Raw genomic sequence first — 21001 nt, forward strand, 5'->3', positions numbered from 1 at the left:
GGCCGCCACCACTCAAGGCAGCACAACCCTCACGTCATTCCAAAGAGCTACCAACCTTGTGCACCTGGATGCTGTTCGTCGTGCCCTCTACTCCACGACGCGTGCCTGCCACGATCACCACCAAATCACCGGGAACAGCCCGCGCGAACTGCGTACTCTCCGACAACAACACCCGATCCACTGCCTCAACCATTTTGCGTGACGAGTTGTAATCAGGAACCAAGTGAGCATTGATACCCCAGGTCAAACACAATTTGTGTTGAGTTTCCTCACGCTGCGTCAATGCAATCATCGGCACATCAGGGCGAACCCGAGACATACGGCGTGCAGAGTCACCCGAAGTAGTGAACACAGCCAAATACTTAGCGCCAAGGTAGTTAGCGATCTCCGAAGCCGCACGCGTAATCGCGCCCCCTGGAGTACGCGGCGTCGTCATCAACGGACGAATCTGCGACAACCCCCGACCTTCCGTCGAAGAAATAATCTTCGCCATCGTCCGCACAGCCTCAATCGGGTACTTACCCACGCTCGTCTCACCCGAAAGCATGATCGCGTCCGCGCCATCCAACACCGCATTAGCGCAGTCACTGGCCTCAGCCCGCGTAGGCCGCGAGTTCTCAATCATCGACTCCAAAACCTGCGTGGCAACCACTACCGGTTTAGCGTTACGGCGACACAGCTCGATAGCGCGCTTCTGCACCAGCGGGACCTCTTCCAACGGAAGTTCCACGCCCAAGTCGCCACGGGCCACCATCACACCATCGAATGCGGCCACAATATCGGCGAGGTTCTCCACCGCCTGCGGCTTCTCGATCTTGGCGATCACAGGCCGGAAAATCTCTTCTTCGCGCATAATTTCGCGCACTCGATCAATGTCAGAGGCATCCCGCACGAACGACAACGCGATCCAGTCCGCGCCCTCACGCAAGCCCCAGCGAAGGTCATCTTCGTCCTTATCGGACAAGGCAGGAACACTCACTGCCACACCGGGCAGATTGATGCCCTTATTGTTCGAAATAACCCCACCCTCGATAACCCGGGTAACCACGTCTGTGTCCGTCACCTCAACGGCCTCTAGGCGCACTTTCCCGTCGTCAATGAGGAGCGGATCCCCCACCTTCACATCGCCAGCTAGACCCGAGTAGGTGGTGCCCACCATTTCCTGGTTACCGTCGACCGGCCGTGTAGTGATTGTGAAAGAATCGCCATTTTCCAGGCGCACCGGGCCTGCGGAAAAACGCCCTGTACGAATCTTGGGGCCTTGCAAATCAACCAGAACAGCAACTGGCCGCCCAGCTTCATCGGCAGCTTCACGCACCCAGGCAATCTGCTGCGAATGCTCCTCATAATCACCGTGAGATCGGTTAATCCGAGCGACGTCCATACCCGCGTCGACCAGCTCCTTAATCTTTTCAAGGCTGCTGACAGCGGGACCGAGTGTGCTGACAATTTTGGCTCGACGCATAGTTTTGATTCTAGCGAGCACCCATCAGATAGCGATTCCTCTTAGATAGAGTTCCCGGCCTATTGCGCACGAATTACGGCAATAAATTGCGCGGATGCGCACATGAAAACGATTTTTCCCCTTTATTGCATGATGTATCTAATAAAAAATACTGCGGGGTGTGAGACAGAACACTGACTCACACCCCGCAACACACTCACGCGAGCACTCAGACCAGCAACGGCCGATCCGTCGGCGAAATCGGACGCGGCAACATCGTGCCACCCGTCAGCCACGCATCCACCGCAGCCGCCACCGACCGCCCCTCAGCAATAGCCCACACAATAAGCGACTGCCCCCTACCAGCATCACCAGCAGAAAACACTCCCGGAACCTGCGTCATAAAGTTCTGATCCCGGCGCATATTGCCCCGCTCATCCAGAGCAATACCCAGCTGAGAAACAATCCCGTCACTCTCAGGGCCCACAAAACCCATCGCCAGCAGAACAAGCTGCGCATCAATGACACGCTCCGTGCCCTCAACAGGCACAAACCGCCCATCCTCCAGAACCACCTCAACAACCTTCAGGCCAGCAACATTGCCCTGACCATCATCAAGGATCTCCGTGGTGCTCACTGAGTAGACGCGTTCACCGCCCTCCTCATGCGCACTAGCAACACGGAAAACAGTCGGATACGTCGGCCACGGCTGATGCGCCGGACGTTCCTGCCCCGGCTGCGGCATGATCTCAAGACTCGTCACCGACTTCGCGCCCTGACGCAACGCCGTACCAACACAGTCAGCACCCGTGTCACCACCACCGATGATGACCACATCCTTACCCGTAGCAAGGATCTGCCCATCCACCGACTGCCCCACACTCGAACGATTCGCCTGCGGCAGATACTCCATCGCCTGATGCACACCATTGAGCTCAGCACCCGGAACCATCAAGCCACGTGGCTTAGTGGACCCCACCGCAAGAACAACCGCGTCATAACGCCGACGCAAATCCTGACCAGTCAGATCCACACCCACGTTCACGCCAGTACGGAACCGTGTCCCCTCAGCCCGCATCTGCGCCAAACGACGATCAAGAACCGACTTCTCCAGCTTGAACTCCGGAATGCCATACCGCAGCAAACCGCCAGCCTTATCAGCCCGCTCAAACACCGCCACCGTGTGCCCAGCCCGCGTGAGCTGCTGCGCAGCAGCCAACCCCGCAGGCCCAGACCCCACCACCGCAACAGTGCGTCCAGACAAACGCTCCGGCGGGTGCGGCAACACTTGACCGCTCTCAAACGCCCGCTCGATCACCGTCTGCTCCACCTGCTTAATCGTCACCGCAGGCTGATTAACACCCAACACACACGCCGACTCACACGGCGCAGGACACAAACGTCCAGTGAACTCCGGGAAGTTATTCGTGGCATGCAGCCGCTCAATAGCCGCATCCCAACGCCCCTCCCACGCAAAGTTGTTCCACTCCGGAACCAAGTTCCCCAACGGGCAACCGTTATGACAGAACGGGATACCGCAATCCATGCACCGCCCAGCCTGCTCCTGCAAAGACTCCACCGGGAACGGCTCATACGCCTCTTTGAAGTCCATCAACCGCAATGGAACCGGTCGCCGCTGCGGCAGCTCACGCTCCCGCTTCGTCAAAAAGCCACGCGGATCAGCCATGGGACACCTCCAAGATGCGACCCCACACCTCGGAGCCGTCGACGTCGAGACCCTCACGTTCGGCCTCAGCACGAACATCGAGGACGCGCTGATAAGCGCGAGGAAGGATAAGAGAGAACCGGGCACGCGCAGCAGCCCAATCCGCAACCAACGAATCCGCTAACGGCGACCCCGTCTGCTCCACATGCCGACGCAGCAAATCAAGAACCAACTCATCGTCGCTCTCACGCAGCGGCACCACGTCAACGAACTCACCATTAACCACACCAGGATCAAGATCCAGCACGAAAGCCAAACCACCAGACATACCAGCCGCCAAGTTCCGACCGGTAGGACCAAGGATGAGCGCGACCCCACCGGTCATGTACTCCAACCCGTGATCGCCGACTCCCTCAACAACCGCCTCTGCGCCGGAGTTACGCACACAGAAACGCTCACCGACCGTGCCGCGCAAGAAAATTTCCCCGCTCGTGGCTCCGTAACCGATCACGTTCCCCGCAATGACATCCGTCGCAGCAGCCTGCCTTGCAGGGCGCACAACCACTCGACCACCAGAAAGCCCCTTAGCGACATAGTCATTGGCCTCACCAGTAAGAGCGAGCGTGACTCCCCGAGGAACAAACGCACCAAACGACTGGCCCGCACAGCCGGTGAAGTCCACATGAATGCTGTCCTCATCCATGCCGAACGGATGCGCAGCCGTCACCTCATGGCCAAGCATGGTGCCCACCGTGCGGTGCGTATTGCGGATCTCAGAAGAAATAACGACACGGCCACCTGAGTCGATAGCCTCCCTGGCCTGAGCAATCAGCGAATTGTCCAACGCGCGCTCAAGACCATGCTGCTGCTCACGCACAGCGCGACGCTCCCCCGAAACCGGCACCGCTTCGCGAAGAATCGGGCTCAAATCCAGGCCAGAAGCTTTCCAATGGTCAACTGCCTGCTGCGTCTCCAGCACAGAAGCCTGACCAATAGCCTCATCAATAGACCGGAACCCCAGCTCTGCCAAAAGCTCGCGGACTTCCTGAGCGATGTACTCGAAGAACGTCACCACGAACTCCGGCTTACCGGAGAACCGCTGCCGCAATTCAGGATTCTGTGTAGCGATACCTACCGGGCACGTGTCCTTCTGGCAGGCCCGCATCATCACGCACCCAGAAACCACCAACGGAGCGGTAGCAAAACCGAACTCTTCGGCACCCAGCAGTGCAGCGATCACAACGTCACGGCCCGTTTTCAACTGGCCATCAACCTGCACGACGATGCGGTCACGCAGTTCGTTCTTCACCAAGGTTTGTTGAGTCTCAGCAAGGCCCAACTCCCACGGCCCACCTGCGTGCTTCAACGACGTCAACGGCGCGGCACCCGTGCCGCCATCGTGCCCAGAAATCAGCACCACATCTGCGAATGCTTTCGACACACCCGCAGCGACAGTGCCCACACCAATCTCAGAAACCAACTTCACGTGGACACGAGCCACCGGGTTGGCGTTCTTCAAATCATGGATGAGCTGCTTGAGATCCTCGATCGAGTAGATGTCGTGATGCGGCGGCGGTGAAATAAGACCAACACCCGGGGTGCTGTGACGGGTAGTTGCCACCCACGGGTACACCTTCGGTCCCGGTAGCTGACCGCCCTCGCCTGGCTTAGCGCCCTGCGCCATCTTGATCTGGATGTCTTTCGCCTTCGACAAGTACAAACTCGTCACGCCGAAACGCCCAGAAGCAACCTGCTTGATAGCGCTGCACCGCTGCGGATCCTGCAGCCGCTCCGGATCCTCCCCGCCTTCACCGGTGTTTGAGCGGCCACCCAAACGGTTCATAGCGATCGCGAGAGTTTCGTGTGCCTCACGGCTAATCGACCCGTAACTCATCGCACCAGTGCTGAACCGTTTCACGATTTCTGAAACAGGCTCGACCTCGTCAATCGGGACAGAAGGACGAAGATCCGTGCGGAGCCGGAACAAACCACGCAGCGTCATAAGCCGCTCGGCCTGCTCATTCACCCTGGTCGTGTACTGCTTGAAGATGTCGTACCGACGTTCACGGATGCCGTGCTGCAGCCGGAACACCGTCTCGGGGTCAAACAGGTGCGGCGGGCCTTCACGGCGCCACTGGTATTCCCCACCCACCGGCAGCAAACGATGGGTCGGACTGATCCCATCGCGGGGGTAAGCAACCGCGTGCCGGTCAGCTACCTCGCGAGCGATCTCCTCAAGACCGATGCCACCCAAAACGGTGGTGGTTCCGGTGAAATACGCCTCAACCAGGTCTTCAGCCAACCCGATACACTCGAAGATCTGCGCCCCACGGTAGGAAGCCGCCGTAGAAATACCCATCTTCGACATAACCTTCAACAGGCCTTTACCGAGAGCCTTGATGACGTTCTTGCTCGCGGTTTCTGCACTCACCCCACGGATCGCGCCTCGCCGGACCATGTCTTCCACAGTCTCGATCGCCAGGTACGGGTTCACCGCTGCGGCGCCGTACCCGATGAGGGTGGCCACATGGTGTACTTCACGCACGTCCCCAGCCTCAACGATAAGGCTGACCTTCATGCGGTCTTTTGTGCGGACCAGGTGGTGGTGCACTGCCGCCGTGAGCAGCAGCGAGGGGATAGAGGCGTGATTAGCATCAGAGTCACGGTCAGAGATCACGACATACCGGGCGCCACGGCTAATAGCGGTCGTGACCTCGTTGAAGATCAGGTCTAGGCGTTTCTTCAACGCCGCTCCCCCACCAGCGACCTCGTATAGCCCAGAAACCACAACCGTGGCTTCACCGGGGGTATCCGAGTCAGCGTCGATGTGGACAATCTTGGCCAGATCATCGTTATCCAGGATGGGGAAATCGATAGCAATCTGGTGAGCGTGCTGCGGATCCGTTGCCAACGGATTAGCCTGCGGGCCCAGCGTCGCTTGCAGACTGGTCACCATCTCTTCACGAATCGCATCAAGCGGCGGGTTCGTGACCTGCGCAAACAGCTGCTGGAAGTAGTCGAAAAGCAGCCGAGGACGCGAAGACAGAACCGCCATAGGCGTGTCGGTTCCCATCGAGCCGATAGCTTCAGCCCCGTTGAGGGCCATTGGCTGCAGAATGAGGCGCAAATCTTCTTGGGTGTACCCAAACGCCTGCTGCCGCCGCGCCACAGACCGCGGCGTGTGGAACACGTGTTCACGTTCAGGAAGATCAGCCAAGTGAATGACCTGATCTTTCACATACTCCTGGTAGGGGTACGCAGAAGCGAGCTGGGACTTGATCTCCTCGTCAGGAATGATCCGGCCTTCAGCGGTATCAAGCAAAAACATGTGGCCAGGTGCAACACGGCCACGCGTGACGATCCGTTCTTCGTCAATATCCAACAACCCAGCTTCTGAGCCGAGCACAACGAGACCATCGTCTGTGACCCAGTAACGGGAGGGGCGAAGCCCATTGCGGTCCAAGACCGCGCCCAGTACGGACCCATCAGTGAATGTCACAGAGGCCGGGCCGTCCCAGGGCTCCATAAACATGGAGTGGAACTGGTAGAAGGCGCGCCGATCAGCAGGCATCGCCGTGTTGTTCTCCCACGCCTCGGGAATCATCATGAGCATGGCGTGCGGGAGAGAGCGCCCCGCCAGGTGCAGCAGTTCGAGGACCTCATCGAAGCTGGCTGAGTCTGATGCTCCAGGGGTGCAAATGGGGAACAGACGCTCAATGCTGGGGCCGAACGCATCCGAGGCGAGCAAACTTTCGCGAGCACGCATCCAGTTACGGTTACCCCGCACCGTGTTGATCTCACCGTTGTGCGCGATCAACCGGAACGGGTGAGCCAAAGTCCAGCTAGGGAACGTGTTCGTGGAGAAACGAGAATGCACGATGGCCAACTCGGATTCGACACGTTCATCAGACAGGTCCGGGAAAAACTCCGGCAACTGCATCGTGGTGAGCATGCCTTTATAGACATGCGTGCGGGCAGAAAGCGACGGGAAGTAGACACTGTCCAGCTCATGTTCGGCACGTTTGCGCAGGCAAAAAGCCAAGCGTTCTAGAGCAATACCGTGAATCTCTTCATCACTCGGCACGAGGAAGACCTGCCAGAAAGAAGGCATGACTTCACGGCTCATTGCACCCAAAACGTCTGGGTTTGTGGGCACTTCTCGCCACCCCAGGACTTCTAGTCCTTCTTCGCTGGCGATGCGTGTGATGCCGGCGCGGGCGTCGGCTGATCCGCTGAGATCAGCGGGAAGATAAGCGAAACCGGCGACGTAGTGGCCGCGCTCAGGCAGCTCCACACCAGCAACGTCACGGAAGAACCGGTCCGGCACCTGCATCAAGATGCCTGCACCATCACCCACGAGCGGGTCAGCGCCAGTAGCGCCGCGGTGATCCAGGTTGACCAGCGCGGTAACCGCGTGTCGCACGATGTCGTGGCCAGGTGTGCCACGTAACGTGGCGACCATCGCGACACCGCAGGCATCGTGCTCGTGACGCGGATCGTAAAGACCGTCACGCTCGGGTAGGGCGGAAAAAGGCAGAACGGACACGGGATTCACCGTCCTATGGCATGAAGGGGAGCGCCGCTGCGTCCCAGGCTGGGGTTTTCGGACGTCACTGTCCGTCACGCGGCCGCGCTCATCAGGGCTCTAGGTGCGTAGTGGGCACGCCAGTAGCCATATGAATCACCTCAAGCTCGGGTACAGAGTTCGAGGATGCGAACCGCCGTTTGGATACTAGGGGACGTCAACGCAGGCCCGGTGCCGTATCTCGCCCACCGGAGCGATGATTAACGAGACCGAAACATGGAAGTTTTGTGGGAGAAACACCGCTCACATGCCGGACGTCACTGCGCAGGCTTTTCCTCTGAAGAAATTTCTTGGCTGCTGTTGTCAGTCTGGCTGGTAGCGCGATGGCGACGCCCCAGCATCCACCACAACACCGCGCCGAATATGAACACAATGATCGACGTCCACACGTTGAGGCGCAGCCCAAAAACAATCTCAGCTGTGTCAATACGCAAATACTCGATCCAGACGCGCCCCAATGTGTATCCCATGATGTACGCCGCGAACAGCTGTCCCGGGGCACCCCGCCCCCGGCGAGCCTTCTCAATCCCCACAAGGACAAGCGAAAGCGCCGCACACCACAACGCCTCGTAGAGGAACGTGGGGTGGAACGTCCCCACAATCACTGCGTGACCATCTGGCCCAATCTGTGCCCGACCTGCAGCGAAATCCCAAGCGTGAATCTGCAAACCCCACGGAAGATCCGTGGCAGCTCCATACAGTTCATTGTTAAACCAGTTACCGAAGCGACCAATCGCTTGAGCCAGGGGCAGCGCAGGAGCAACGCTCTCGGCCACGGCAAGGAACGAAACCTTTGTTTGGCGGCAGCCAAGCCACACACCCACAGCACCCAAGGCGACTGCACCCCAAATCCCGAGCCCGCCTTCCCATACCTTGAAGGCATTCCAGGGATTGCCGTTGGGACCCCAGTACGGAGCAGGCGTAGAGAACACGTGGTAGATGCGGCCACCGATGATGCCGAACACTACGGCCCACATCGTGATGTCCCACATCGCGTCCGGGTCTTCACCGCGCGCAGCGAGTCGTTTCGATGTCCACCAAGCCGCGATCACTACACCCAGCAGGATGCACAGTGCGTAAGCCCGGATAGGCACCGGGCCGAGAAACCACACGGCCTGTTCTGGACTCGGGATACTCATCAGCACGAGGAACTCCTGGATTGTTCAGTATTCGCCCCGCAGCGGGGATGGTCGTCGGTGGGGTGTGGCGAACCTACCGGATAAGACCCAGGCGGGTACAGGGTGTCCTGTACCCGCCTGGGTAATTCTGCTGCTTTCACCACGGTGGCCAAGAACGGCGCGCGGTGGATCAGTTGGTCGGTTTCGTTCCGGCAGGTTTGCCGCCAGCGGCGGTCACCGCGTTGATGAGGTCTTCACCCGTCGTTGTTTGTTTGAGCTCAAAGTCTTTACCGTTCAGACGGTAGGTGGGTGTCCCTGCAATCTTGTCATCGCGGCTGGTGCGTTCTTCGACCGCTTTGAGGTATTTGCCGTAGCGGTCATCAGAGAAGCAGCTCTTCCAGGTTTGCAGCTCGTTTCCGCTGATTCCCGAGTCAGTGGCGTACTGCTGCAGCTGAGCATCAGTCCATCCCTGCCCTTCTTCTACAGGGCGGTTCTTCTCTGCGAAGAGAGTGTCATGGTACTGAACAAACTTGCCAGCATCGACGGAGCACATGAGAGCATTACCGGCCCGCTTCGACGAATCATTGCGAAGATTGTCGTCCAAGAATGTTTTTACGTGATAAGTCACTTTTGCTGACCCTGCGTCACGAATCTGAGCCACCGCTGGCCCCAAAGCCTTCTCCGCGAAAGCACATGCCGGACACTGCGGGTCTTCGTAAATTTCCAGAGTCGGGGCCTTCGGGTTGACCTTGTCTGCGTTAACCACAACTCCGCCAGCAGGCCCCTCCACGCCTTTGGGGGTCGGGTAAGAAGCTGAAGAATCGCTCGAGTTCGATTTCATCCCTGCGAAAATCGCCCAAGCCACTCCAGCGACCACCGCAACCACAATCACGGCAGCGATCACCGGCGTCGCTTTTGACTTCTTCGGTGCGGCCGCGGCGATTTTCTCTGCCCGGCTCGAGGAAGGCTGCTTTGAAGCCATGTGTTTGGTTCTCCTGCGTGTGGGAGTAGCGGAGCGCAGCGCGCCTCGCCAGCACCCGTCCGACATGACGGCGTAGCGGTCGCCCCGTACTGATTCAACTACGAAGTTACGAAGTAATGATTGAACTACGAAACGAAGCTAGAGATTCCCAGCGACGTACCCAATCAGTCAAACTTTCAACCTGCGCGCCGCGACAACCACGCATCAAGAGAAAGAGCCGTGACCGGGCGCCACAACAACCAGGAACCAGCAGCAACAAAAACCAGATCCCGAGCAATATCTTGCGGGTATTTCGTTTTCCCCGGCTCCACAAACCCGCCATCACCGAAACAGCCACAGTCAATCGTCAACCCGCGCGCCCACGCCGAGGCGATCCCGATGATGAAAATCACCATGATGACCGTGCCCAACAAAGCGGTCCACCGCGTGAACAAGCCGAACACAATCAGCAACCCCAGCGCGATCTCCACCACCGGCAGGGCATACCCAATGGCAGCAGCCACCTCAAAGGGGAAGATCTGATACGCCTGCACTGACCGAGCCGAGGCCAAAGGGGTGAAAATCTTCGAAAACCCGGCCAGCAAAAACACCCCGCCCAGCACGAGTCGAGCCACCAAGCCAATCCACGGCGAGTACCGAGCCAACCGGTCACCAGCGGCGGCATCACCAGAATTTTCTTGCCGACTTAACCGCGTTTGTTCATCCACTGCAGGGTCGTTCACTGCCACTCCTGATCGTTGCTTTCACACGCGCCGGCGCGCTCCGAGAAAGAAACGACCAACGCTCCCCCAACAATTCCCGTGACAGTTGTCACGGGATGTTCAGCGCCCTTCACGCACACCAGCACAGAGCTGACGAGTCAGCTCTGCCACCGCAGGCAAGCTCTGAACAACAGGCTGCTGCGCATCGACACATTTCACCAACGCCGACCCCACAATTACTCCATCAGCGTAGCCAGCGATCTCAGCTGCCTGCTCACGGTTAGAGACTCCCAACCCCACCGCCAACGGAGCTTGCGTAACTGCACGAGCGCGCTGAACAAGTTCACGCGCCGGATCACCCACGCTGGAGCGAACCCCTGTCACACCCATCGTCGAAGCCACATACACAAACCCACGGCAATGCCCCGTGGTCATCACCAATCGCTGCGGCGTACTCGAAGGAGCCACAAGGAAAATAGGAGCCAAACCGTACTTGTCAGCAGCGGCCAACCAAGCACCGGCCTCATCTGGAGTTAAATCAGGGATGATCAACCCACTGCCGCCAGCCTCAGCCAAATCGGCAGCGAACTGCTCCACCCCGTAGTGGAGAACAAGATTCCAATACGTCATAACCACCGCAGTGCCACCGGAAGCAACAACCGTGCGCACCGCAGCGAACGCATCGCGGGTCCGGACCCCATTCTCCCTGGCGATGTCCCCGGCCAGCTGAATCACTGGACCATCAAGCACCGGATCACTGTACGGAAGCCCCACCTCAACAACGTCGGCGCCGTTATCCACCAAGGTGGTGAACACATCTAAAGAGTCCTCCACCCTCGGATATCCCACCGGGAAATACGCCACAAGAGCAGCCCTGCCCTCCTGACGCGTCCGCGCAAAAACACCCTCCAAACGCGCCTTCCCCGACTCAGCCACACTCATCAGTTATCCCCCTGCCCCGCAACGCCTTCACTGCCACCTGCACCAGAGCCCAGGAGCATCCCAAACCAACTCGCAGCCGTATCCACATCTTTATCGCCACGCCCCGACAGATTGACCAGAATCACTGCCTCCGGGCCCAACTCACGACCCACCTTCATCGCGCCAGCCAACGCATGAGAACTCTCAATAGCCGGAATGATGCCCTCAGTCCAGCTCAACAGCCTGAAGGCCTCCATCGCTTCCTCATCCGTGATCGGCGCATACGTGGCACGGCCCGAATCATGCAGATACGCATGCTCTGGCCCCACGCTCGGGTAATCCAACCCCGCCGAAACAGAAAACGAATCAATCGTTTGCCCATCAGGGTCCTGCAACACATACGTCGCCGCACCATGCAAAACGCCAGGCGTCCCACCACTAAAACGTGCAGCATGCTTCCCCGTCTCCACACCGCGGCCACCGGCCTCGAAGCCGTACAACCGCACCCCCTCATCAGGGACAAAAGCGTGAAAAACACCCATCGCGTTCGAACCGCCACCTACGCATGCACACACCGCATCCGGCAGACACCCAACCTTGTCCAAAATCTGCTGCCGCGCCTCAACCCCAATAATCCGCTGGAAATCTCGAACCATCTCCGGGAACGGGTGCGGCCCAGTCACCGTGCCCAAGGCGTAATGCGTGCTATCCACATGCGCCACCCAGTCCCGCAACGCCTCATTAATCGCGTCCTTGAGCGTACGGCTGCCATGCGTGACCGCGATCACCTCGGCGCCAAGCAACCGCATCCGCGCCACATTCAACGCCTGCCGCTGGGTGTCCTTCTCCCCCATGTACACCACGCACTCCAGCCCCATCAGCGCCGCAGCCGTAGCAGTAGCAACGCCATGCTGGCCCGCACCCGTCTCAGCAAGAATGCGGGTCTTGCCCATTCGCTTAGTCAACAACGCCTGCCCAAGCACATTGTTGATCTTGTGCGAACCCGTGTGATTCAAATCCTCACGCTTAAGGAACACCCGCGCCCCGCCGCAATGCTCAGCAAAACGCGACACCTCCGTCACAACGCTGGGGCGACCCACATACTCACGCTGCAAACGCTCCAACTCGGCCACAAACTCCGGGTCTTCCTGCGCTTTTCGTCGCTCAACATCGACCTCCTCCAACGCCGCAACCAGCGCCTCGGGCATATACCTACCGCCATAAGCACCGAAACGACCTGGAACGTCACTACCCTGCACAGACACCCGATTCACCGACCGATCTTTCCCTGAGTAGATGGGTGCGCCCCGGCAGCGACGAGATCACGCACCGCACCACGCGGGTCTCCCCCCGTTACCAGCGCCTCCCCCACCAACACCGCATCCGCCCCATCACGAACAAAATCCATCACGTCATACGGCCCCCGCACCCCAGACTCAGCCACCTTCACAACCCCAGAAGGAACCGCCGAAACCACCCGCGCGAACGTACCCCGATCAACCTTCAACGTTTTCAAATTACGGTTATTGACCCCCACCACCCGAGCCCCCGCGATCACCGCACGCTCACACTCAACCTCATCATGAACCTCCACCAACGCTGTCATCCCCAGCGAATGCGTCCGCTCCACCAAACTGATCAGCTGCTCCTGCTCCAAAGCCGCCACGATCAACAACACCGCATCCGCGCCGTAAGCCCGCGCCTCCCACAACTGATACGGATCCACCACAAAATCTTTACGCAGCAGCGGAACATCAACCCTAGCCCGCACCGCCTCTAAATCGGCCAAACTGCCACCAAAACGTCGCTGCTCAGTCAAAACACTGACCATCGAGGCCCCACCAGACTCATACTCCACCGCCAACGCAGCAGGATCAGCGATCGCTGCCAATGCGCCCTTACTCGGGCTTGACCGCTTCACCTCCGCGATCACTGCGACACCATTACCGTCACCACGCAACGCAGCCTCAGCGTTCAACGCTGAATCCCGTGAAGCAGCAACGTCTTTGAGCTCCTCCAGCGAAACAGCACGCTTACGCTCAGCCAGGTCCTCTACGACCCCTGCGATGATCTCGTCAAGAACGGTACCCACCCTCGACAGGGTAGTCGTCACAGAAAAACCCGCTGAATCGTCTCAGCGAGCGGCCCGCCACCGAACCCACCCGGCGACGAGCCACCCACCATCACCAAAAATCAATGACCGTGCGGTTTTTCCTGATTGAAGCCCATGCGGTTCATCGCAGCCCACACCACGACACCAGCCACCACACCCACAACACCAACTATCCACATCCACGACTGCCCCAACACCATGCCCAAAGAAATAAGAGCAGACGCCACGAGCAAAATCACCGTACCTGTCCACGCCGCAGGAGTGTTGCCATGCCCAGGCTCAGCGGGCGTGCTCTGCTGGACGGGCTCAGGGGCCTGATGACTCATCGGAAATCTCCACTCTCCTGACAATGCGAGGCCCTACGCCCCACGAATCTGCATATTGGGTTTCCCACTGCATGATCGGCGCCACGCCACCAGTCATGCGCTATCTGGAACAACCAGATAGCGCGCCACAGCACGTAACACCCAACCACACTCAATTGTTACAGCCGAAACCATATCCCTGCACCGCCTTCACCAGGACCGGCGCGCCACACCAACACCCACTCACACCGTCGGATCCTCACCCCGACTCAACGCATCCCAATCCGAGGCCGCATCACGCCCACCCCCACCACCATCAACACCAACCGGCGAAGAAAACCGCGACGACGCACGACCCCACCCACCAGCCACACACGCACCAACCCCACCCGCCACACACGCAACCATTCCCCCAACCAAAGCAACCCACCCCGCAACACCAGCCACAGCCCCACCAGCCACAGCCACCCCAGCCAACCCAGCCACTCCACCCCCCGTGGCACACACCACCCCACCAGCACACCGCGCCCACACACCCTGCGCAAACGCACCAAAAGCACCAGCAGCCAACCCCGCCAACGCCATCGCCAACACACCCGGAGCCACCTGCGCCCCCGTCAACGACACCGCACCCGCAGGCCCCACCCCCGCATCAACAGTCCACGGCACCTGCGTCACCACAGCCGCCACCGCATGCGCAACTAACCCCGCAGTAAGAACAACACCCTTACGAGCCCACACAACCCCACCAGAACCAGACACATCCACACTCACGGGCATCCCATCGTCGAAGCAGCAGCAACCGCACGCAACACAGCCATCGCCTTATTCACCGTCTCCTGATACTCCAACTCAGGAACCGAATCAGCAACAACCCCCGCCCCCGCCTGAACATGCGCCACCCCACCACTCAACAAAGCCGTACGAATAGCAATCGCCACATCCAAATCACCATGCACATCCAGATACCCCACAACCCCGCCATACAACCCCCGACGGCTCACCTCCTGCTCATCAATAATCCGCATCGCACTGGGCTTAGGTGCACCCGACAACGTCCCCGCCGGGAAAGTAGCCACCAAAGCGTCATACGCACCCTTCCCCTGCCGCAACACCCCCTCCACGCTCGACTCAATATGCATAACGTGGCTATACCGACGCACCTTCATGAACTCCACAACATCAACCGTGCCCGCACGACACACACGCTGCAGATCATTACGCGCCAAATCCACAAGCATCACATGCTCGGCACGCTCCTTCGGATCAGCTAAAAGTTCCTCCTCCAAACACTGATCCTGCGCAGGAGTCACCCCCCGCGGACGCGACCCCGCAATCGGATGCGTAATCACCCGATCCCCCGTCACCCGCACCAACGCCTCCGGACTAGACCCCACCACGTCATACCGACTGCCATCCGGACGCTCAAACCGAAACATGTACATATACGGACTCGGATTACTCGCCCTCAACACGCGATACACATCCAACGCATCAGCCTCACACGGCATCGAAAAACGATGACTCGGCACAACCTGAAACGCATCACCAGCCCGAATATGCTCCTTCGCAGCCTCCACCATCGCCACGAACTCCTCCGCCGTGCGATCCGAAACCGGCTCCGGCACAGGAGTATCAAACACCGCCACCGAACTAGGCGCAGGCCGCGACAAACCAGCCACCATACGGTCCAACCGCGCCACAGCATCCGCATACGCATCAGCCACCCCCTCATCACCGCCATCCCAATTAATGGCATTAGCAACAAGCAGAAGCGACCCATCCGAATGATCAAAAACAGCCAGATCATCCACCAAATTCATCGCCAACTCCGGCACCCGCATCACATCCGGATTGCCATCAGGAACCGAAGACTCCCACCGCCGCACCGCGTCATACGAAATATGCCCCACAAAAGCAGAGGTCATCGGAGGAAGCCCCACCAACGGATCCGAAGCCAACAACGCCAACGACTCCCGCAACGCCACCAACGGATCACCACCCACCGGCAACCCCGCCGGAGCAGACCCCAACCAAAAAGCCTGACCATCCTTCTCCGTCAACGTGGCACGACTCGACACCCCCACAAACGAATAACGATCCCACTGCCCCTGCTCAGCAGACTCCAGCAAAAACGTCCCTGCAGCATCCCCCGCAAGCTTGCGATACACCCCCAACGGCGTCTCACCATCAGCAAGTACCCGCCGCACCACCGGAACCACCCGCCGCTGCACAGCAAGCTCCTCAAAAGTCGACAACTCAGGCCACGCCACACCCCACCCCACCTGCGGAACACTCACCGACACCACACCAACACCCTGCTGACCGCATCGCTCATCACTCACACCCCCATTCTGCCGCCCAGACACGCCACCCAAAACGCCACAACCCCAACCTCCCACCCCAGAGCAACTCCAAGATGATAAAAGTGAGCAACCCCCTCACTCACGGCCCAAACACACACTCGAAGGAGAGGACGTGGAACCCATCGCGTCCCCCGCAGAATCGCGACGCAAAATCCTCTTCTGGAGCGGACTCACCCTCGCCACATTCACCGTCATCACCGGCGGAAACGAACTCATCCTCGACCTGGTCTGGCTTCTATTCGCCATCGCCATCACCATCGGTCCCCACTTCCACAAACTCGCCCCCCGAACCGCCACCGCGGCCTCACTGCCCGGAATCGTCCTCATCCTCGACGGCATCCTCGAACTCATCCCCGCCACCTCAGATACCATCATCGGACCCCTCTGGCTCAGCGAATACATCTTCCTCCTGGCCTACCTCGCCCTCGCGATCGGCCTCATCAAACTCCCCCGCCCAGCCGGACACACCCACCGCGCCACCGCACTGACCGACGCCCTCGCCACCGCCGTCGCCACATTCCTCGCCTTCTGGACCGTAGCCAGCGGCGCCGTACACGGCGGCGAAGACCTCCCCCACGCCCTCGTCATGGCCACCTACCCAGCCATGGACATCCTCCTACTCAGCCTCAGCACCCACCTGGCCATCCAACGCCGCAACATACCCACCAGCCTCTGGTGGCTCATCGGCACCCTCACCGCCGTCACCGCACTAGACGCAACCCTGTCCACCTACGAACTCATCGCCCCATCCGAAACACCAGCCATCCTCGACTCACTCCAAGCCTTCACCGTCTTCGGCATGTCAGTCGTGGTCATCCACCCCACCTTCCCACGCCTATTCACCTACACACCCCCACCCCAACACGCTCCCCGAGCACACATCGCCCTCCTACCCCTCACCCTCTCCCCCACCGCCCTAGCAGCAGCGACCCCCGCAACCAACACCATCGACGCACTCGCCCGCGCCTTCCTGGTCATCATCCTCCTAGCCCTAATCGCACTACGACTCTGGGTCACCTTCGGACACCTCAACACCGCCGTCAAAGACAGCACCTACCGCGCCACCCACGACCAACTCACCGGCCTCCCCAACAGAGCAGCCACCCTCGAAGCCCTCAACCACAAACTGCTCAACACCACCCCCAAACGACACAACACCACCGCCGTCATCTTCCTGGACCTCGACGAATTCAAATCCGTCAACGACCAACACGGACACGACATCGGCGACCAACTACTACGCCACATCGCCGCAATCCTCTCCTCCGTCACCCGCCCCGAAGACATCGTCGGAAGATACGGCGGCGACGAATTCGTCATCATCGCCGACGGCCTCACCCCCACAGGCGCCCAAAGCGTCGCCGAACGCATCCTCAACCACTTCACCTCACCCCTTCCCCTACGCGAAGGCATCACCTGGACCGCAACCTTCTCCATCGGCATAGCCCTGGCCACCCCCGAAACAACCTGCACCCCCCAACAACTCCTCGCCCAAGCCGACGCAGCCATGTACAAGGCAAAAAACAAAGGAAAAGGCAGATGGGCCATCGCCACATAAACATCACCAACACCAAAACCACCGCACCCTGACAAAATGAACCCATGACCGGACTGGCGAAAATCGAACGACAACAGTTCGCCTCCACCCTCATGCGAGTCGGCCCGCAAGCGCCCACCCTCTGCGAAGGCTGGAGAACCAAAGACCTCGCGGCACACGTAGTACTACGCGAAAGACGCCCCGACGCAGCCATAGGCGTCCTGCTCAGCGCCGTCGCCGAACACACCCAACGCGTACAAGACGAATACGCCGAAAAAGCCTGGCCCCAACTCATCAACATGGTCCAAGAAGGCCCCCGCGGTTGGTCCCCCACCCGCCTGCCCCACATGGACGACGCCATCAACCTCGTCGAGTTCTACGTCCACCACGAAGACGTCCTACGAGCCGCCCCCGACTGGACCCCCGAACACACCCGCACCCTCAACGCCGACCTCCAAACCGCTCTATGGGCACGCCTAAAACAAGCCGGACAACTCATGTTCCGCAAATCCCCCACCGGCGTCGTGCTCGTCACACCATCCCACGGCCGCTGCGCCGTCCACCGCCCCACCAAAAACGGCACAGTCGTACTGCGCGGCGAACCCTCCGAACTCGTCCTCTACGCCACCGGCCGCACCCACGTAGCAGACGTCGAAGTCACCGGCGAAGGCGAAGCCATCACCGCCTTTTGCGAACTAGAACTGGGCCTATAACCCCCGGCCCCGGGTCACAACCCAAGCACACGCTCCAGTGACCCGGGGACAAGGTGCTCAGTCAACGCATCCGCCACCGCGTCAAGCATCCTCTCCCGACGCGAAGCAAAACCCAACGACGAAGACGCCACCCACCCCTTACCCACCCGCAAAGAAACCTCCGCCAAAAACACACGCCGAAACGCATCATTCTCAAACGCACCATGCCAATGCGTCCCAAACACCCCGCCACGACGCACCCCATCAAGAAACGCCTCACCATCCCCCTCACCCACAGGAGCAGTGAAAACCGGCGTTCCATGATGAATCTCGTACCCACTAACCTCAACACCACGCCACACACCACGCGGAGTCCCTAAATGCTTCTGCGCGGTAAACACCACCTGCACCGGAAGAAGCCCCAACCCCTCCACACTCACCGGACTAGAGGCCTCCACGCACTCCTGATCAATGACCCGCTCAGCAAGCATCTGATACCCGCCACAAATACCCAGCACCGGGCGCCCCACACGAGCCCGCTGTGCCACCACCTCATCCAAACCATCAGCACGCAAACCCGACAAATCAGCAAGCGTGGACCGCGACCCCGGCAAGACAAGCAGATCAGCCCGCGCCAACACATCCGGATCACGCGTCACCGTCACATCGACGCCCGGCTCCGCCGCGAAAGCATCCACATCCGTAGAGTTCGAAATACGCGACAACGCAACCACAGCAACCGTCAGCCGATCCCCGCATGCCTCATCAGTGCCTGCTCCGGATCGCCCGAATGCCCCTATGGTTAAAGCGTCCTCACCATCTAGCCACGCGTCTGCCAGCCACGGCACCACACCCAACACCGGCACACCGGTGCGCTCGTGCAGGATGTCCAACCCCGGACGCAACAGCGCCTCGTCACCGCGGAACTTGTTAACTATCCAGCCAGTAATCCGAGCCCTGTCCTGAGCATCAACAATCCCCCACGTGCCATACATCGCGGCTAAAACACCACCGCGGTCAATATCCCCAACAACAACTACCGGAAGGGATTTCTCTGCAGCCAAACCGAAATTGACGTAATCACCGGCCCGGAGATTCACCTCGGCAGGGCTGCCAGCTCCCTCAGCAATGACCACCTCATACCGAGAGGCAAGGTCATCCCATGCTTCATATGCCGCTGCAGCCAACTCCCGACGCCCTGTGGCCCACTCCCCCGTCCCCAGGCGCCCATGCGGCCTCCCCATAAGAACAACGTGGCTCGTCCGATCTGTGCCCGGCTTCAATAGCACCGGGTTCATCGCCGCTTCCGGAACAGCGCGCGCAGCCAACGCTTGCAACCACTGCGCACGCCCAATCTCTACACCGTCGGGCGTGACCATGGAGTTGTTGGACATGTTTTGGGACTTAAACGGAGCTACCCGCACTCCTTGTCGCGCAAAGTATCGACACATTCCAGCCACGAGCAGGCTTTTTCCTGCGTCAGAGGTCGTTCCGGCAACAAGAAGGCCATGAGCGGTCACAGCGTGCTCCTGGGGGTAGTAGTGCGGCGTCGGCTAGGCAGCACCCACGCCAGGGCCACACAGGCCGCGGTAGCTGTTGCAGCGACAGTGCGAGTGAGAGTGATGGCGCGGCGTACGTCATCCACGACCGGGGCTGGCCCTGTTCCAAGCTTGCCGCGTGTTTCCTGGCTACCGGCATACATGTTGGTGCCGCCTAGAGAAACTCCCAATACACCAGCTGCGGTGGCTTCAACTGAGCCCGCGTTGGGGCTGGGATGGGCAGGGGCGTCATGCCACCATGCTCGGCAAGCTCTAATAACTGCTGTGTAGCCACCAAAGGCTGGAGCGATAGCGACTGTGACCGCTGCGGTGACCCTAGCCGGGAGGTAATTGAGCAGATCGTCCAAGCGTGCAGAGGCCCACCCGAATTTCTCGTAACGGTCGCTGCGGTATCCGACCATTGCGTCCAGGGTGTTGGCTGCGCGGTACAGGACTATGCCCGGTACGCCAGCTACGGCCCCCCAAAAGACTGCGCCAGTGACAGCATCTGATGTGTTTTCAGCCAGTGATTCCACTGTTGCGCGTGCGAGCTCATCGGCGGTGAGGGCGCTTGCGTCGCGACTGCACAGGTGTGAGAGGCGCTCTCGGGCTGCGGTGAGATCTCCTGAGATGGTCGCTGTGTCCAGGCGAGCAGCCATTGCTTCGCCTTCTGCTTCGAGAGACTTACCTCCAAGAGCGATCCAGGTGGTAGCGGCGGTGAGTAGACAGCGTTGCCAGGGGGAACGGGTTTGGGAGTTGATGGCCAGGGCAGTTCCGGTTACTGCGGTGAGCAGTAACGATGTGTAGAGGACTCCGTGCTTGCGATTGTTGGCCCATATGTGTTTTTCGGTTGTTGTGGCTAGCTGCCCAAACCATGCCACGGGGTGATGTCGGGGAGGATCTCCCAGGATCCGGTCTGCTACGTACCCCAGGCATAGGCCAACCGCTACGGATCTACTCACACATACATTTTGCCCGTATATAGGCGGCGTGTGCGCTCGCCCACGCCATCTGCGCGGTGGTGCGTCGTAGG

16 protein-coding genes are annotated in these 21001 nt (G+C 59.8%); 2 read left to right on the forward strand and 14 right to left on the reverse strand.

Annotation, left to right across the window (positions count from 1 at the left end; genetic code table 11):
* Window positions 1–34: 34 nt before the first annotated feature.
* The 12 genes from pyk to CKV89_RS08805 all read right to left on the reverse strand — a co-directional run bounded on the left by pyk (window position 35) and on the right by CKV89_RS08805 (window position 16144).
* Entirely contained in the window at window positions 35–1465 is a 1431-nt protein-coding gene (gene pyk / locus CKV89_RS08750) for a pyruvate kinase (RefSeq protein WP_028326342.1), read from the reverse strand.
* A gap of 208 nt (window positions 1466–1673) precedes the next feature.
* Entirely contained in the window at window positions 1674–3131 is a 1458-nt protein-coding gene (locus tag CKV89_RS08755) for a glutamate synthase subunit beta (protein WP_028326343.1), read from the reverse strand.
* Complete coding sequence (gene gltB / locus CKV89_RS08760) at window positions 3124–7656, reverse strand: glutamate synthase large subunit (RefSeq protein ID WP_028326344.1); 4533 nt, start codon at window positions 7654–7656, stop codon at window positions 3124–3126. Before gltB ends, CKV89_RS08755 begins: the two co-directional genes overlap by 8 nt.
* Window positions 7657–7952: 296 nt before the next feature.
* A complete protein-coding gene (gene lgt / locus CKV89_RS08765) occupies window positions 7953–8834 on the reverse strand; it encodes a prolipoprotein diacylglyceryl transferase (RefSeq protein ID WP_034400566.1) in 882 nt (293 codons plus the stop codon).
* Between the two features lie 169 nt (window positions 8835–9003).
* Window positions 9004–9795, reverse strand: coding sequence for a DsbA family protein (locus tag CKV89_RS08770; protein WP_028326345.1), 792 nt, complete (start codon window positions 9793–9795; stop codon window positions 9004–9006).
* Window positions 9796–9971: 176 nt separating this feature from the next.
* Window positions 9972–10517, reverse strand: a complete 546-nt coding sequence (locus CKV89_RS08775) for a DoxX family protein (RefSeq protein ID WP_231935371.1) — start codon at window positions 10515–10517, stop codon at window positions 9972–9974.
* A gap of 99 nt (window positions 10518–10616) precedes the next feature.
* Window positions 10617–11438, reverse strand: a complete 822-nt coding sequence (gene trpA / locus CKV89_RS08780; protein ID WP_028326347.1) for a tryptophan synthase subunit alpha — start codon at window positions 11436–11438, stop codon at window positions 10617–10619.
* Window positions 11438–12625 (reverse strand): tryptophan synthase subunit beta, encoded by a 1188-nt coding sequence (gene trpB / locus CKV89_RS08785; RefSeq protein WP_051277090.1) that lies wholly within the window; start codon window positions 12623–12625, stop codon window positions 11438–11440. Before trpB ends, trpA begins: the two co-directional genes overlap by 1 nt.
* Window positions 12626–12687: 62 nt before the next feature.
* A complete protein-coding gene (gene trpC / locus CKV89_RS08790) occupies window positions 12688–13509 on the reverse strand; it encodes an indole-3-glycerol phosphate synthase TrpC (protein WP_034400569.1) in 822 nt (273 codons plus the stop codon).
* Between the two features lie 101 nt (window positions 13510–13610).
* Entirely contained in the window at window positions 13611–13856 is a 246-nt protein-coding gene (locus CKV89_RS11895; protein WP_154657553.1) for an HGxxPAAW family protein, read from the reverse strand.
* A 222-nt stretch (window positions 13857–14078) separates the two neighbouring features.
* On the reverse strand, window positions 14079–14609 hold the full coding sequence (locus CKV89_RS08800) for a Trp biosynthesis-associated membrane protein (RefSeq protein ID WP_157728101.1): 531 nt from the start codon (window positions 14607–14609) through the stop codon (window positions 14079–14081).
* Window positions 14606–16144 carry an anthranilate synthase component I gene (locus tag CKV89_RS08805; RefSeq protein ID WP_034400373.1) on the reverse strand — a complete coding sequence of 513 codons (1539 nt, stop codon included), beginning with the start codon at window positions 16142–16144 and terminating at the stop codon, window positions 14606–14608. The genes CKV89_RS08800 and CKV89_RS08805 overlap by 4 nt, the downstream gene beginning before the upstream one ends.
* A 169-nt stretch (window positions 16145–16313) precedes the next feature.
* Between CKV89_RS08805 and CKV89_RS08810 the strand changes: the two genes are divergently transcribed.
* The gene (locus CKV89_RS08810; RefSeq protein WP_028326353.1) at window positions 16314–17759 is read left to right on the forward strand and encodes a GGDEF domain-containing protein; all 1446 of its coding nucleotides are present in this window, start codon (window positions 16314–16316) and stop codon (window positions 17757–17759) included.
* A 44-nt stretch (window positions 17760–17803) separates the two neighbouring features.
* A complete protein-coding gene (locus CKV89_RS08815; RefSeq protein ID WP_028326354.1) occupies window positions 17804–18451 on the forward strand; it encodes a TIGR03085 family metal-binding protein in 648 nt (215 codons plus the stop codon).
* Between the two features lie 14 nt (window positions 18452–18465).
* On the opposite strand, the gene CKV89_RS08820 is transcribed toward CKV89_RS08815, so the two are convergent.
* Window positions 18466–19950: a cobyric acid synthase gene (locus tag CKV89_RS08820; RefSeq protein ID WP_028326355.1), complete on the reverse strand. Its 1485-nt coding sequence runs from the start codon at window positions 19948–19950 to the stop codon at window positions 18466–18468.
* Window positions 19947–20930: a cobalamin biosynthesis protein gene (locus CKV89_RS08825; protein ID WP_028326356.1), complete on the reverse strand. Its 984-nt coding sequence runs from the start codon at window positions 20928–20930 to the stop codon at window positions 19947–19949. The genes CKV89_RS08820 and CKV89_RS08825 overlap by 4 nt, the downstream gene beginning before the upstream one ends.
* Window positions 20931–21001: the final 71 nt, after the last annotated feature.

It is taken from the genome of Dermatophilus congolensis (assembly GCF_900187045.1).
In the GTDB taxonomy this organism is placed as follows: Bacteria; Actinomycetota; Actinomycetes; order Actinomycetales; family Dermatophilaceae; genus Dermatophilus; species Dermatophilus congolensis.

Bases quoted from the DNA above. Each gene is read 5' to 3' on its own strand.
- CKV89_RS08770 (WP_028326345.1), bottom strand. From the start codon at position 9,795: ATGGCTTCAAAGCAGCCTTCCTCGAGCCGGGCAGAGAAAATCGCCGCG.
- CKV89_RS08755 (WP_028326343.1), bottom strand. From the start codon at position 3,131: ATGGCTGATCCGCGTGGCTTTTTGACGAAGCGGGAGCGTGAGCTGCCG.
- trpA (WP_028326347.1), bottom strand. From the start codon at position 11,438: ATGAGTGTGGCTGAGTCGGGGAAGGCGCGTTTGGAGGGTGTTTTTGCG.
- pyk (WP_028326342.1), bottom strand. From the start codon at position 1,465: ATGCGTCGAGCCAAAATTGTCAGCACACTCGGTCCCGCTGTCAGCAGC.
- trpB (WP_051277090.1), bottom strand. From the start codon at position 12,625: ATGCCCGAGGCGCTGGTTGCGGCGTTGGAGGAGGTCGATGTTGAGCGA.
- lgt (WP_034400566.1), bottom strand. From the start codon at position 8,834: ATGAGTATCCCGAGTCCAGAACAGGCCGTGTGGTTTCTCGGCCCGGTG.
- CKV89_RS08815 (WP_028326354.1), top strand. From the start codon at position 17,804: ATGACCGGACTGGCGAAAATCGAACGACAACAGTTCGCCTCCACCCTC.
- CKV89_RS11895 (WP_154657553.1), bottom strand. From the start codon at position 13,856: ATGAGTCATCAGGCCCCTGAGCCCGTCCAGCAGAGCACGCCCGCTGAG.